This window comes from Streptomyces sp. NPDC051136, from assembly GCF_044455745.1.
Taxonomy (GTDB): domain Bacteria; phylum Actinomycetota; class Actinomycetes; order Streptomycetales; family Streptomycetaceae; genus Streptomyces.
This window is the reverse complement of the sequence record NZ_JBITFE010000011.1, coordinates 118,103-132,393: the sequence shown is the minus strand read 5'-3', so window position 1 is coordinate 132,393 and position 14,291 is coordinate 118,103. Positions and strand designations below refer to the sequence as shown.

The 14,291-nt window shown below is 71.2% G+C and carries 14 protein-coding genes and 1 pseudogene; 14 read left to right on the top strand and 1 reads right to left on the bottom strand.

What is annotated here, in order from left to right; translation table 11 throughout:
• Positions 1 to 49: 49 nt before the first annotated feature.
• From lepB to ACIBCJ_RS29285, 12 genes and pseudogenes are all read left to right on the top strand, one after another.
• Positions 50 to 826, top strand: coding sequence for a signal peptidase I (gene lepB / locus ACIBCJ_RS29340; protein WP_365981138.1), 777 nt, complete (start codon positions 50 to 52; stop codon positions 824 to 826).
• Positions 816 to 1,340: an NUDIX hydrolase gene (locus ACIBCJ_RS29335; RefSeq protein ID WP_362103730.1), complete on the top strand. Its 525-nt coding sequence runs from the start codon at positions 816 to 818 to the stop codon at positions 1,338 to 1,340. Before lepB ends, ACIBCJ_RS29335 begins: the two co-directional genes overlap by 11 nt.
• A gap of 56 nt (positions 1,341 to 1,396) precedes the next feature.
• Complete coding sequence (locus tag ACIBCJ_RS29330; protein ID WP_005311352.1) at positions 1,397 to 1,705, top strand: DUF2469 domain-containing protein; 309 nt, start codon at positions 1,397 to 1,399, stop codon at positions 1,703 to 1,705.
• A 170-nt stretch (positions 1,706 to 1,875) separates the two neighbouring features.
• Positions 1,876 to 2,238, top strand: a complete 363-nt coding sequence (locus tag ACIBCJ_RS29325) for a YraN family protein (RefSeq protein ID WP_133889463.1) — start codon at positions 1,876 to 1,878, stop codon at positions 2,236 to 2,238.
• A complete protein-coding gene (locus ACIBCJ_RS29320) occupies positions 2,238 to 3,863 on the top strand; it encodes a YifB family Mg chelatase-like AAA ATPase (protein ID WP_365981137.1) in 1,626 nt (541 codons plus the stop codon). The genes ACIBCJ_RS29325 and ACIBCJ_RS29320 overlap by 1 nt, the downstream gene beginning before the upstream one ends.
• A 50-nt stretch (positions 3,864 to 3,913) precedes the next feature.
• Positions 3,914 to 4,897 carry a DNA-processing protein DprA gene (locus ACIBCJ_RS29315; protein WP_399283805.1) on the top strand — a complete coding sequence of 328 codons (984 nt, stop codon included), beginning with the start codon at positions 3,914 to 3,916 and terminating at the stop codon, positions 4,895 to 4,897.
• Positions 4,898 to 4,946: 49 nt separating this feature from the next.
• Positions 4,947 to 6,092, top strand: coding sequence for a tyrosine-type recombinase/integrase (locus tag ACIBCJ_RS29310; protein WP_365981136.1), 1,146 nt, complete (start codon positions 4,947 to 4,949; stop codon positions 6,090 to 6,092).
• The gene (locus tag ACIBCJ_RS29305; RefSeq protein WP_365981135.1) at positions 6,089 to 8,548 is read left to right on the top strand and encodes a tyrosine-type recombinase/integrase; all 2,460 of its coding nucleotides are present in this window, start codon (positions 6,089 to 6,091) and stop codon (positions 8,546 to 8,548) included. The genes ACIBCJ_RS29310 and ACIBCJ_RS29305 overlap by 4 nt, the downstream gene beginning before the upstream one ends.
• A complete protein-coding gene (locus tag ACIBCJ_RS29300) occupies positions 8,545 to 9,081 on the top strand; it encodes a DUF6262 family protein (protein WP_365981134.1) in 537 nt (178 codons plus the stop codon). The genes ACIBCJ_RS29305 and ACIBCJ_RS29300 overlap by 4 nt, the downstream gene beginning before the upstream one ends.
• A gap of 119 nt (positions 9,082 to 9,200) precedes the next feature.
• Positions 9,201 to 9,674, top strand: a pseudogene (locus ACIBCJ_RS29295) (DNA-processing protein DprA); the annotation flags it as partial.
• A 280-nt stretch (positions 9,675 to 9,954) separates the two neighbouring features.
• The gene (gene whiG / locus ACIBCJ_RS29290) at positions 9,955 to 10,797 is read left to right on the top strand and encodes an RNA polymerase sigma factor WhiG (RefSeq protein WP_133889461.1); all 843 of its coding nucleotides are present in this window, start codon (positions 9,955 to 9,957) and stop codon (positions 10,795 to 10,797) included.
• A gap of 128 nt (positions 10,798 to 10,925) precedes the next feature.
• Positions 10,926 to 11,483 carry a TetR/AcrR family transcriptional regulator gene (locus ACIBCJ_RS29285; RefSeq protein ID WP_133889604.1) on the top strand — a complete coding sequence of 186 codons (558 nt, stop codon included), beginning with the start codon at positions 10,926 to 10,928 and terminating at the stop codon, positions 11,481 to 11,483.
• On the opposite strand, the gene ACIBCJ_RS29280 is transcribed toward ACIBCJ_RS29285, so the two are convergent.
• On the bottom strand, positions 11,437 to 12,180 hold the full coding sequence (locus ACIBCJ_RS29280) for a M23 family metallopeptidase (RefSeq protein WP_365981133.1): 744 nt from the start codon (positions 12,178 to 12,180) through the stop codon (positions 11,437 to 11,439). The two genes, ACIBCJ_RS29285 and ACIBCJ_RS29280, sit on opposite strands and share 47 nt — an antisense overlap.
• 270 nt (positions 12,181 to 12,450) lie before the next feature.
• On the opposite strand from ACIBCJ_RS29280, the gene rpsB reads away from it, so the two are divergent.
• Both rpsB and tsf read left to right on the top strand, forming a co-directional pair.
• Positions 12,451 to 13,359: a 30S ribosomal protein S2 gene (rpsB, locus tag ACIBCJ_RS29275; RefSeq protein ID WP_362103734.1), complete on the top strand. Its 909-nt coding sequence runs from the start codon at positions 12,451 to 12,453 to the stop codon at positions 13,357 to 13,359.
• Between the two features lie 95 nt (positions 13,360 to 13,454).
• Entirely contained in the window at positions 13,455 to 14,291 is an 837-nt protein-coding gene (tsf, locus tag ACIBCJ_RS29270; protein WP_362103735.1) for a translation elongation factor Ts, read from the top strand.

Sequence of the window (14,291 nt, the reverse complement as noted above, 5' to 3'; positions counted from 1 at the left end):
TCCGGGAGGGGCTGCCCCGTCGGCGTACCGCCGGGTAAGGTGCGGCTCCATGGGTGGCGAGAGCACGACACGTACGGTCCCGCGCGGCGGTGGAGCGAACAAGGGCGCGGGGGGCGGCCGGACCGGGCAGCGGCTGTCCGGCATCGCCGTGGCGCTGGGCCTGGTGCTGTTCCTCGGCGGTTTCGGCTGGGGAGCGGTGATCTACCGGCCCTACACCGTGCCGACCAGCTCGATGACGCCGACGATCGACGCCGGTGACCGGGTCCTGGCGCAGCGCATCGACGGCGCCGACGTCCGCCGGGGCGACGTCGTGGTGTTCAAGGACGCCACCTGGGCCAACGCCCCGATGGTCAAGCGGGTCGTCGCCGTCGGCGGGGACACCGTCTCCTGCTGCCAGCAGGGCAAGCTGAAGGTCAACGGCAAGGTGATCGACGAGCCGTACCTGCCCGCCGGCACCCCGGCCGAGATCAGCGACTTCCAGACCGTGACCGTCCCCGAGGGACGCCTGTTCCTGCTGGGTGACGAGCGCGACAACTCCGTGGACTCCACCGCCCACCTCACCGACGCGGCCGGCGGCACCGTGTCGCGCGGTGCGGTGAACGCCCGCGTCGACGCCGTGGCCTGGCCGATGAACGGCATGCTGGAGCGGCCGACCGGCTTCCGGACCCTGGGCGACCTCTCGTCGCCGGGTCCGCTGCGGACGGTCGTCGCGCTGGTGGTCGCCGGTGCCGTGCTGATTCTGGGCGGCGCCGCCTACGGCCCCCTCGCCAAGCGGGCCGGGGCCTCCCGCGCGCGGCGGGGAGCGGGGCCGGCCGGTGGCCGCTGAGGTGACCCCGGCGGGAGAGGACACCTACGAGGGCGGAGTGCGCCGGGTCGCCCGGGTCGTGCTGCTCGACCCCGAGGACCGCATCCTGCTGCTGCACGGGCACGAACCGGACGATCCGGCCGACGACTGGTGGTTCACCCCCGGCGGAGGCGTGGAGGGCGACGAGACCCGGGAGGAGGCCGCCCGGCGAGAGCTGCTGGAGGAGACCGGCATCACCGAGGTCGAGCTGGGCCCGGTGCTGTGGCGGCGCAGGTGCTCCTTCCCCTTCGCGGGCCGCCGCTGGGACCAGGACGAGTGGTACTACCTGGCCCGCACGAGCCAGACCGCCACCGAGGCCGCCGGCCTGACCGAACTGGAGCGGCGCAGCGTCGCCGGAGCGCGCTGGTGGACGTGTCAGGAACTGGCCCGGGCGCGTGAGACGGTGTACCCGACCAGACTCGCCGGGCTGCTGCGCACGCTGCTCGACGAAGGTCCCCCGGCCGGGCCGGTGACCTTGGACACCGAAATCGTCTAGGGGCGCACGGGACTGGCGCACAATGGGGAGACCGTACGGCTGAAGGGGAACATGCCATGAGCGCCGAGGACCTCGAGAAGTACGAGACCGAGATGGAGCTGAAGCTCTACCGGGAGTACCGCGATGTCGTCGGTCTGTTCAAATACGTGATCGAGACCGAGCGGCGCTTCTACCTCACCAACGACTACGAGATGCAGGTGCACTCGGTCCAGGGCGAGGTGTTCTTCGAGGTCTCCATGGCTGACGCCTGGGTGTGGGACATGTACCGGCCGGCCCGGTTCGTCAAGCAGGTGAGGGTGTTGACGTTCAAGGACGTGAACATCGAGGAGCTGAACAAGAGCGACCTGGAGCTTCCCGGCAGCTGAGCGACGCACCCCGCCCGCGGCTCGCCCGGTGCCTTCCCGGCCGACCGGCCTGGAAGGCACCGCTTTTCACCCGTGCGGGTGGCGGGGTTGTCCACAGTCCCGCGGCCGTCCACCAAGATCCAACAACTCGCTGAACCGCCCTCATCGTTGGCGCCGGAGGTGGTGCCGACATGAACGCACGAGGTGCGATGGGCAGGTACGGCGAGACGCTCGCCGCCCGCCGGCTGACCGGGGCCGGAATGACCGTCCTGGAGCGCAACTGGCGCTGTGGCAGGACCGGCGAGATCGACATCGTGGCCCGGGACGGGGACGTCCTGGTCGTCTGCGAGGTCAAGACACGCAGGAGCGGCTCCTTCGAGCACCCGATGGCCGCCGTGACCCCCGAGAAGGCGGAGCGGCTGCGGCGGCTCGCCGAGCGCTGGATCCAGACCCACGGGGGAGCCCCGCCCGGCGGTGTCCGCATCGACCTGGTCGGCGTGCTCCTCCCGCAGCGCGGCGCGCCCGTGGTCGAGCACGCCCGGGGGGTGGCGTGATGGGGTTCGCGCGTACGTGCTCGGTGGCCCTCGTCGGCGTCGAGGGCGTGGTGGTCGAGGTCCAGGCCGACCTGGAACCGGGCGTGGCCGCCTTCACGCTGGTGGGACTGCCGGACAAGAGCCTGACGGAGAGCCGGGACCGGGTACGGGCGGCCGTGGTGAACTCGGGCGCGGAGTGGCCCCAGAAGAAGCTGACGGTGGGACTCAGCCCGGCCTCGGTGCCCAAGAGCGGCAGCGGCTTCGACCTCGCCGTCGCCGCCGGTGTCCTGGGCGCCGCGGAGCGGATCGACCCGCGGGTGCTCGCCGACATCGTCATGATCGGTGAGCTGGGGCTGGACGGCCGGGTGCGGCCCGTGCGCGGCATCCTGCCGGCCGTGCTGGCCGCGGCCGAGGCCGGCTACGAACAGGTGGTCGTACCGGAGTGCGCCGCGGCCGAGGCGTCCCTGGTGCCGGGTGTGTCCGTGCTCGGCGTGCGCAGCCTGCGCCAGCTGATCGCCGTCCTCGCCGACGAACCCGTGCCGGAGGAGGAGCAGGACCCGCCCGGCCGCCCGGATCCGCTCCTGGCCGGCCTGCGCATGCCCGGCACCGGCGCGGCCACCGGCATGCACACCGTCGGGGCGGCGCAGCACGACCACGGCCACGACCTCGCCGACGTCGTCGGCCAGGAGTCGGCGCGCACCGCGGTGGAGGTGGCCGCCGCGGGACGGCACCACCTGTTCCTGGAGGGGCCGCCGGGTGCCGGCAAGACGATGCTCGCCGAGCGGCTGCCCGCCATCCTGCCCCGGCTCTGCCGGACGGAGTCCCTGGAGGTCACCGCCGTGCACTCGGTGGCGGGACTGCTGCCGCCGGGCAAGCCCCTGATCGACGTGGCCCCCTACTGCGCTCCCCACCACTCCGCCACGATGCAGGCCCTCGTCGGGGGCGGCCCCGGCGTCGCGCGGCCGGGAGCCGTGTCGCTGGCACACCGAGGCGTGCTGTTCCTGGACGAGACCCCGGAGTTCAGCGGCCACGCCCTGGACGCCCTGCGCCAGCCGCTGGAGGCGGGGCACGTCGTCATCGCGCGCAGTGCGGGGGTGATGCGTTTCCCGGCGCGGTTCCTGATGGTGCTGGCCGCCAATCCCTGCCCGTGCGGGCGGTTCTCCCGGACGGACGAGCTGTGCGACTGTTCGCCGGCCTCCGTCCGCCGCTACCAGGCCAGGCTCTCCGGGCCGCTGCTCGACCGGGTCGACCTGAGGGTCGAGGTGGACCGGGTCACGCGCGGCCAGCTGGCGGGCGACGGACCCCGGGGCGACGCCACCGCGACGGTGGCCGACCGGGTGCGCGCGGCCAGGGAGCGGGCCGCCGCCCGCCTCGCGGACACCCCGTGGCGGTCGAACAGCGAGGTGCCGGGCCGGGAGCTGCGCAGCCGCTGGCGCGCGGCTCCCGGCGCGATGGAGGAGGCGGAGCGCAGTCTGGAGCGCGGCGTGCTCACCGCCCGCGGGCTGGACCGGGTGCTGCGCGTTGCCTGGACCGTCGCGGACCTCGTCGGTCGGGACCGCCCCGACGCGCGGGACGTCGCCCTCGCCCTGCAGCTGCGCACCGGGGTGCCGCGGGGCGTCCCGATGGCCCTGGGAGCGCTGACGTGAGCGGGGACGGTGTGCCGGCGGGGGAGGGCGCCCTGTTCGGCGACGACGGCGTGGCCCTCGGCGATGAGGCGGCCGGAGACGGCGCGAACGGGTTCCGTGCCGGTGCCGCTGCCCGTGATGCCCGCGATGCTCGTGGGGTTCACGCTGCAGATGGTGCTGGTGATGCACGTGGTGCCGGTGATGCACGTGGTGCCGACGAGCCGGGCGTCGGGGGCTCCTGCTCGGGTGCGAGCGGAGCCCACGGCGGTGGACCGGCCGACGGTGAGACGCTCGGCCGGGTCTTCCTCGCCCGGGTGACCGAGCCCGGTGACGAGACGGTCGGCCGGTGGGTGCGGGAGCACGGCGTCCTGGACGTGGCGCGGCGGCTGCGCGAGGGCGGGCGCGCCCTGCCGGGGATCAGCGCGAAGCGGTGGGCGGGACTGTGCGCCCGGGCGAGCACGGCCGACCCGGGACGGGACCTGGCCGTCGCGCGGTCCGCGGGCGCGCGGTTCGTGACGCCGGGGACCGTCGAGTGGCCGGGACAGCTCGACGACCTCGGTGACGCCCGGCCGCTCGGCCTGTGGGTGCGGGGCGCTCCCAGTCTGCGCATGTGGGCGCTGCGGTCGGTCGCCGTCGTCGGCGCCCGCGCCTGCACCGAGTACGGCGCCCACATGGCCGCCACCCTCGCCGCCGGCCTGGCCGAACGGGGGTGGGTCGTCGTGTCCGGCGGCGCCTACGGCGTGGACGGCGCCGCCCACCGCGGCGCCCTCGGCGCGGGCGGAGCCACCGCGGCGGTCCTCGCCTGCGGGGTCGACCGCCCCTACCCTCCCGGGCACACCGCCCTGATCACCAGGATCGCCGAGCAGGGCCTGGTCGTCGGGGAGCTGCCACCGGGGGACCACCCGACGCCCAGCAGATTCATCCTGCGCAACCGGGTCATCGCCGCTTCTGTTGGGTTGGGAAGCGTGTCGTGCACTGTCGTAGAACCTGGGGCAACCCGGTCGAGTGGGACAGCATCCGAAGGGGTGTCGTGCACGTCGGTCATGTCGTTGTGATCGCGTGAGCCTACAAACGCTTCCTTCAGCCGCCTTTCGGTCCTTCCGCGTGGTCCTGCCCTCAGGCGTCGCCTACTGGACCGTCCTGGACAGTGAACTGCGCGTCATCGACACACCGGACGAGTTCCTGCGGCACTTGCGGTTCGGCCGCGAGCGTGCGGAGTCCACGACAGAGTCGTACGCCGGAGCCGTCGCCCTGTATCTGCGCTGGTGCAGGGAGAGCGGCCGGGCCTGGGCCGCCGGAGCCCGCCATCTGGGCATGTTCATGGTCTGGCTCAAGTACGCGCCGCAGCACCCGACAGGGGCACCGGTGGTTCCCAGCCAGGGCGCCAAGCAAGTTCGGGGTCCGCGTCGCGTGAACGTCGTACTCGCCGCGGTACGCGAGTACTTGAAGTACACGGTCAGTATCGGTTCGGCCCCGGCCTGGGTCATTGACCAGCTCTACGAGGTCGGCGACGGCCAGGACCTTCCGACCGAGGTGCGGGGCGAGTACGGCGTCCCACACGGCTACGCGAAGGTCCGCCACCGCCTTCACGAGCCGGACGAGCCGGTCGACCGGGCCACCGATGAGGAGATCGTCGCCCTGGTCAGGGCCTGCCGCTCGGCGAGAGACCGCCTGATCGTGTTGCTGATGGCCCGCGCCGGCATCCGCCGTGGTGAACTCGCCGGCCTGCGCAGGGCTGACCTGCACTTTGTGCTCGATGCCCGCCCTCTGGGCTGCCCCGTTCCGGGCAGTCACCTCCACGTGATCCGCCGCGACAACATCAACCGGGCCTCCGCCAAGTCCCGCAATTCCCGCGCGATCCCGGTCGATGCACTGCTCATGCAGGCCCACGACCAGTACGTCATCGAGCGGGCCCGCATCGCGGCGGCCGCGGACAGCGACTTCCTGCTGGTGAACCTCTTCCGGGGCCGCATCGGGGCTCCGATGCGGCTCGGAGCGATCAACGAACTGATCACCTCTCTCAGCCGCCGGGCCGGTCTGCAACGCCGCGTCCGCCCGCACCAGGGGCGCCACGGTTTCGCGGACAACATCGTGGCCGCCGGCGGGAAGCTCGACGAACTGGCCGAGCTGCTGGGCCACGACTCGCTGCTGTCGTCCCAGCCCTACCTGCACCCCTCGCACGAGCGCCTGCGGGAGGCCGTCGAACGAGTCCCCAGCCCGCGCCTCTTCCCGGAAGGACCGCACTCATGACCATGGCCATCCAGGTGGTCAGTCCGCCCGACGACGTCCCGTCGGAAGACGATGAGGTCGTCGGACGTCTTCGAGCCCAGCTGGACCTCGACTTCCTGACGAGGATCGGCTGGATCGAGGAGAAGCTGCTCTGGCGCCCGCCCCGCGAAGACCCGCTCGTCGGCTACGCGATCTGCCGCATCGACGGCTGCAACACCGTGATCGGCCATCGTCGGCAGTGGTGTCACGCCTGCACCAATCAATGGAGGACCAGCGGACGGGGCAAGGAGGAATTCCAGGCGACATACCGGCGCAACGTCAAGGTCTGGGACGAGACCATCTGCGCGGTCGGCCACTGCGAGCGGCCCGCCAAAACGGGCCGAGCGAAGATCTGCGCGGCCCATCTCTGGCACTTTCAGCGCAGCGACCTGAGCCTCGAACAGTTCCTCGCCCGCCCCGATCTGCCCCGCTATTCCCACCCTGGCTTCTGCCGGGTGGAACTCTGCGACTGGCGCAGTCACACGACGCAGGGCCTAGGGCTCTGCAATCCGCACACCAAGAGGGTCCAGGTCCTGCGGAGGAAGGACCCGGACTTCGACCTGGAGCACTGGCTGCGGACCGCACCGGCCCGCCACGATGCCCGTCAAGTCGACCTCCGGCGCCTGCCACCCAGGGTCGTCGCCGAGATCTTGGTCGGGCTTCAGGAACGCTACCGGGCCGGGAACATCACGGAGATGCCCCGCCTGAGCCTGCTCGCCACCCAGGCACGCACCCAGCAGGTCACAACCCTCCAGGACCTGGTCACCCCCACACGCAACATCGAGTCACTGCGGTCGACCATCGCCAGAGCCGCTTACCTTGCCGCTGCCGACCCCGACTCCGAACGGCGCAAGGACTTCTGGAACCTGGCCGTGTTCGGGCAGGGCAACCGAACCCTCGACTTCACCGGGATCACCCAGCCCTGGCTCCGCGAGATGGTCAAGTACTGGGTCGGAGAGGACATGCCACGTCGTCGCGGCGACTCGGTCGGCGGCGTCATGCAGCACTACGTGCACAGCATGACCCGGCTCTCCGAGAGCTTGCGTCTGCATCGCGCCGATGACCACGGCGACATTCCCGAAAAGCTCAGCCGCGGCGACGCCATCAGTTTCCTCAACCGTCTCGCCTACCTGGTCAGCGTCGGCAAGATCAGCCAGGACGCCCGGATCAAGGACTGCCGCAACGTCAAGCGAATCCTGGGCGACCTGCGCAACCGCGGGAAGAGACTGCCCGGCCACGACATCGCCGCACTGCCGCTGGAGTTCTCCTTCTTCCCCGAGGACATCCCTCGCCAGGACACCAGCGACGAACCGGGCCGCTGCCTTCCCGAAACCGTTCTCGCCCAGCTCTGCCGAAGTCTTCCGGAGCTGGAAGAACGCTCCGGCTCCTCGATCCGCGTCGCCACAGAGCTCCTGATCGACACGGGCCGCCGGCCCGATGAGATCTGCCGACTGCCCTGGGACTGCCTCGCCACCGACGCCAGCGGCAAGAGCATGCTGATCTATCACGACTACAAGAACAACCGCTCCGGCCGCCGGCTCCCCATCGCCGATGCCACCGCTGAAGTCGTACGCAACCAGCAACGCGCCGTCCAGGATCGCTTCCCCGACACCCCACTGGGCGAGCTCGCCCTGCTGCCCGCCCCGAAGCGCAATCCCCACGGCACCCGGCGCCTGACGGACACCTCGCTCAGCTCAGCCCACCGGAGCTGGGTGGACGCCCTGCCCGTCCTCCTTGCCGACGGCGACATCGAGTTCAACAAGCAGTCCGTCTTCCCTTACGCCTACCGGCACAGCTATGCCCAACGGCATGCGGACGCCGGAGTGCCGCCCGACGTCCTGCGCGATCTGATGGGCCATCGATCAATGGTCACAACCCAGACCTATTACCGCATTACGGGCAAGCGAATGCGTCAGGCGGTCGAGCGAGTGGCGGCCCACCAATTCGACCGCAACGGACAACGCACCTGGCAGAAGATCCAGGGAACCCTGGACGACGAACACGTCCGTCTCCGCATCGGGCAGGTTTCCGTCCCCTTCGGGATCTGCATGGAACCCAGCAACGTCAAGGCCGGCGGACACGCCTGCCCGTTCCGGTTCCGCTGCCTGGGCTGCGGCCACTTCCGCACCGACGCGTCCTACCTCCCCGAACTCAAGGACTACCTCGCCACCCTCCTGCGCGACCGCGAACGCGCCCTGGCCACCGGGGAACTCGACTCGTGGGCCCGCGCCGAAGCGGCACCCTCCGAGACCGAGATCGCCAAACTCCGCCAGCTCATCCACCGCGTCGAGGACTCCATGGACGAGCTCACCGACGATGATCGCGAGCAGATCAAGGAAGCCGCCACCGCCCTGCGTCGCACCCGCCAGGTCGTCGACCTCGGCATGCCCGTCATCGGCTCGTTCGTCGACCAGACCAGGAACGAGCACCGCCCATGAACAACACCAAGTGCCTCACCGACGGGCGCCGCCAGGACAGCGAACGCCGACGCGCCAAGGTTCTGGCCGCGCTCGATCAACTCGTCGCCCGCGGCGATGACATCAGCGTCTCCGCCGTCTCGCGGGCCGCCGGAGTGCATCGCAGCCTCATCTATCGCCACCCCGACCTGCACGCCGCTGTCATCACGCGCGCCGCCGAGCCGCAGATCAGCACGGCCACCGGTCCGAGCGCGAGCAAACAGTCGCTCCTCACGGACATCGCGAACCTCACGGACCGCGTTCGTCGCCAGGACGCCCACATCCGCCACCTCGAACAACGCCTCGCCGAATCCCTCGGCGAACAGGTCTGGCAACGAGCCGGCCTCGGCGGACCTCCCGACCACGAGGCCCTGCAAAAGCGGGTCAACTACCTGGAACAGCAGGTCACCGACCTGCAACGACAAATCGCTGACCGCGACGAGGACCTCGACGCGGCCCGCTCAGCCAACCGCCAGCTCATGGCCAAGCTCAACACCACGAAGGGAGTGACCTGATGGAAGCCGGAACCCGTGCACGACACCTGTCGCGAGAACCCGTCGAGCGTTACCCCCGCTCAACCAGGCATGCGGCAGGGCGGAGACTGTTCTACTCGTCAGTAGCCATACAGAACATCTCACTCACCCGGGGCACCGTGGTCGTCGAGGCCGCCTACCGCAGCGGTTCGCTGGTGACCGCCCGGGCCGCCCGGCGTCTGGGCCGGCACGTGATGGGCGTACCGGGGCCGGCGACCAGCGCGCTCTCCGCGGGCGTGCACGAACTGCTGCGCGGCGACGCGGTCCTCGTCGGCGACGCCGCGGAGGTGGTCGAGCTGGTCGGGGACATGGGCGAGCTGCCTCCGGAGCGGCGCGGGCCCGTCCTGCCCACCGACCTCCTGGAGCCCAGGACCCGCCACGTGCTGGCCGGGCTCCCCGGACGCGGGACGGCCACTGCGGCCCGGGTGGCGAGCCGAGCGCAGACCACCGAGGACGACGCCATCGCGAGGCTGTACGAGCTTCGCGCACTTGGTTACGTCGAACGACACGGCGACGGCTGGAAGTTGACACGCCAGGCGATGATCTCGGTTCGCGGTGGTCGCAGCCCGTGCTGACGCACCGTGTTCGGCCGTCCGGGGGATCCCCGACGCCCATGGGGATTCGGGCAGTTGAGGTATTCGAGTGATCACTCAGAGCGATCATCATTTCCCCTGCGGAGCGTTCAGCGGAACGTATCTGCGTAGGGTCACCGCCCTCTCCTTCGCACACCGCGACGGCTCAGTCACGCTACGCTCACGGAGCCCACGCGGACGGCCGACCACGGGGCGACGACCAGAGAGCAGACCGGCGGCCTCAGACAGACCACGACACGGCAGAAACGGCACTAGGCGACGAATGCCCCAGCACACCTCCGGGTCCGACCGGGCGGCGATCCCCCCAGCCGCCCGTGACGGTGGCAGCGTGCGACCGTCCGCCCCCTCGACACTCGACGAGCTGTGGCGGTCGTACAAGGCGACCGGCGACGAGCGGCTGCGGGAACAGCTGATCCTGCACTACTCGCCCCTCGTGAAGTACGTGGCGGGCCGGGTCAGCGTGGGACTGCCGTCCAATGTCGAGCAGGCCGACTTCGTCTCCTCCGGGGTGTTCGGCCTGATCGACGCCATCGAGAAGTTCGACGTCGACCGCGAGATCAAGTTCGAGACGTACGCGATCACCCGGATCCGCGGCGCCATGATCGACGAACTGCGCGCCCTCGACTGGATCCCGCGGTCGGTGCGCCAGAAGGCGCGCAACGTGGAGCGCGCCTACGCGACGCTGGAGGCACGGCTGCGCCGCACCCCGTCGGAGAGCGAGGTGGCCGCGGAGATGGGGATCGCGGTGGAGGACCTCCACGCGGTTTTCAGCCAGCTGTCACTGGCGAACGTGGTGGCCCTGGAGGAGCTGCTGCACGCGGGCAGCGAGGGCGGCGACCGGCTGAGTCTGATGGACACGCTGGAGGACACCGCCGCCGACAACCCGGTGGAGGTCGCCGAGGGCCGGGAGCTGCGCCGGCTGCTGGCCCGGGCGATCAACACGCTGCCGGAACGCGAGAAGACCGTCGTCACGCTGTACTACTACGAGGGCCTCACGCTCGCCGAGATCGGCAACGTGTTGGGTGTGACCGAGAGCAGGGTCAGCCAGATCCACACCAAGTCGGTGCTGCAACTGCGCGCCAAGCTGGCCGGTTTCGGCCGCTGATCGGGCGCCCGGAGGCGGATCGGCGCCGCCGGTGACCCGGCCGGGCGGTCGTGCGGCCGGGTGAGTGACTCCCGTACCGGGTGCCGCGTCCGTAAAGTGGTGACGTGCCAAGGATTCGAGCGGCCTCTGTGGCCGAGCACCGGTCGATGCAGCGTGCCGCCCTGCTGGACGCGGCACGATCCCTGCTGTCCGACGGCGGGACGGAGGCGCTGACCTTCCCCGCCCTCGCCGAGCGGACGGGTCTCGCCCGGTCGTCCGTCTACGAGTACTTCCGGTCGCGGGCGGCCGTGGTCGAGGAGCTGTGCGCCGTCGACTTCCCCGTCTGGGCGGCGGAGGTCGAGGCGGCGATGGAGCGCGAGACGGCTCCCGAGGCCAAGGTCGAGGCGTATGTGCGCAGTCAGCTCGACCTGGTCGGGGACCGGCGGCACCGGGCCGTCGTGGCCATCTCCGCGAGCGAGCTGGACGCCGGCGCGCGGGAGAAGATCCGGGCGGCGCACGGTGGGCTGGTCGCGATGATCGTCGAGGCGCTGGGAGAGATGGGGCACGAGCAGCCGCGGCTGGCGGCGATGCTCCTCCAGGGCGTCGTGGACGCGGCCGTGCGCCGGATCGAGCTGGGCGCGGCGGAGGAACCCGAGGCGATCACGCGGGCGGCGGTCTCCATGGCGCTGCGGGGCGTGCGGGGCTGACCTCGGTGCGGCCGGGCAGCGGCACCCCGAGGACCGGCAGCAGCCTGGACGGGCCCGTGTCCAGCAGCCACGGCGGCAGCAGGGTCAGCGGGTCCAGATAGACCTCGCCCCGCAGCAGGCCCCAGTGCAGACAGGCCGTGCAGTGCGAGCCCGCCGGCTGCACCGTGCCGAGCACGTCGCCGGCCGCGACCCGGTCGCCCTTCTCCACCGCCGCCCCGACGGGTGCGTACGTCGTGCGCAGGGGTGGCTCACCCGTCCCCGCCAGCTCCAGCGAGACCACACCCCGGCCCCCCACCGGCCCCGCGAACGACACCCGCCCCGCGGCCACCGCCCGTACCGGAGTCCCGCCCGCCGCGGCGAGGTCCACGCCGCGGTGGCCCGGTCCGTACGGGGTGGCCGGGGGTTCCCAGCCCCGGACGACCGTGGGCCGGTCGCCGACCGGCCAGAAGCGGGCCAGGTCCGGCACCGCCGGGTCCGGCATCGCCCCCGGAAGCAGCCTCCGTGCACCGGCGGGAGCCGTTCGCGCCGCCTTTGGCCCCGAGGCCGCCGGCCCGGCCGGCTCCCTCCGCCCCGCCTCCGCGGCCTCCATCACGGCCACTGCCGGCGCCGGGTGCGGCGGCCCCCCGGTCAGCAGCGTCAGACCGGCCAGCAGCACCACCGGCCACCTGCGCGCACTCGTCCATCGCGTCGTTCGCATACGAGCACCGTGCCGCGCCGGCGCCCGTCGCCGCCCCGCCCTGTGGACCGCGCTCCGGTTGTGGACAGCCGCGTCACCCGGTACCCCGCGGGTCCCGTACACTTCTGGTGGCGATCCGGGTCACCGGGTCGACTTCGCACGCCCCGGCACGAGGCCCGTACAGGTCCGTGTCAGCGCCCCTCGGTCCCTTGCGGCAGGCGCATCCGGGCGTCAGGCGCGGGAGCCGTCCGGCTCGCGCGGCACAACCGAGAAAATCAAGGAGATACGGCCATGGCCGTCGTCACGATGCGGGAGCTGCTGGAAAGCGGCGTCCACTTCGGTCACCAGACCCGCCGTTGGAACCCGAAGATGAAGCGCTTCATCTTCACGGAGCGCAACGGCATCTACATCATCGACCTGCTCCAGTCGCTGTCGTACATCGACCGCGCCTACGAGTTCGTCAAGGAGACCGTCGCCCACGGCGGCACGGTCATGTTCGTCGGCACGAAGAAGCAGGCGCAGGAGGCCATCGCCGAGCAGGCCACCCGCGTCGGCATGCCCTACGTCAACCAGCGCTGGCTGGGCGGCATGCTCACCAACTTCTCGACCGTCTACAAGCGCCTGCAGCGCCTGAAGGAGCTCGAGCAGATCGACTTCGAGGACGTGGCCGCCTCCGGCCTCACCAAGAAGGAGCTGCTGGTCCTCTCCCGCGAGAAGGCCAAGCTGGAGAAGACCCTCGGCGGTATCCGCGAGATGTCCAAGGTGCCCAGCGCCGTCTGGATCGTGGACACCAAGAAGGAGCACATCGCGGTCGGCGAGGCCCGGAAGCTCAACATCCCGGTCGTCGCCATCCTCGACACCAACTGCGACCCCGACGAGGTCGACTACAAGATCCCGGGCAACGACGACGCGATCCGCTCCGTCACCCTGCTCACCCGCGTGATCGCCGACGCCGTCGCCGAGGGCCTCATCGCCCGCTCCGGTGCCGCCGGTGGCGCCAAGGGCGAGAAGGCCGCCGGCGAGCCGCTCGCCGAGTGGGAGCGCGACCTGCTCGAGGGCGAGAAGGCCGAGAAGAAGGACGACGCCGAGACCGCCGAGAAGCCCGCCGAGGCTCCGGCTGCCGAGGCCCCTGCCGCCGAGGAGCCCGCCGCCGAGGCCCCGGCCACCGAGGCTCCGGCCGCGGACGCCGAGCAGGCCTGACCCCTCACCACCTTCGGGTGCCGGACGGCGGGGGCCCACGAAGCCCCCGCCGTCCGGCCCGTAGATCTTCAGACTTCGAGAGAGATTCCGGAATCATGGCGAACTACACCGCCGCCGACGTCAAGAAGCTCCGCGAGCTCACCGGCGCCGGCATGATGGACTGCAAGAAGGCGCTGGACGAGGCCGAGGGCAACGTCGAGAAGGCCGTCGAGGCGCTCCGTATCAAGGGCCAGAAGGGCGTCGCCAAGCGCGAGGGCCGCTCTGCCGAGAATGGTGCCGTCGTCTCGATCATCGCCGACGACAACACCTCGGGTGTGCTCGTCGAGCTGAAGTGCGAGACGGACTTCGTCGCCAAGGGCGAGAAGTTCCAGGGCGTCGCCACGGCCATCGCCGAGCACGTCGCCAAGGCCGCCCCGGCCGACCTGGAGGCGCTGCTCGCCTCCGAGATCGAGCCCGGCAAGACCGTCCAGGCGTACGTCGACGAGGCCAACGCCAACCTCGGCGAGAAGATCGTCCTGGACCGCTTCGCGCAGTTCTCCGGCGGCTTCGTGACCGCGTACATGCACCGCACGATGCCCGACCTGCCCCCGCAGATCGGTGTCCTCGTCGAGCTGGACAAGCCGAACGCCGAGATCGCCAAGGGCGTCGCCCAGCACATCGCCGCCTTCGCGCCGAAGTACCTCTCCAAGGAGGACGTGCCGGCCGACGTCGTCGAGTCCGAGCGCCGCGTCGCCGAGGAGACCACCCGCGCCGAGGGCAAGCCCGAGGCCGCCCTGCCGAAGATCGTCGAGGGTCGCCTCAACGGCTTCTTCAAGGACGCCACCCTGCTCGGCCAGCCCTACGCCCTGGACAACAAGAAGTCCGTCCAGAAGGTGCTGGAAGAGGCCGGTGTCAGCCTGAAGCGCTTCTCGCGCATCAAGGTCGGCATCTGA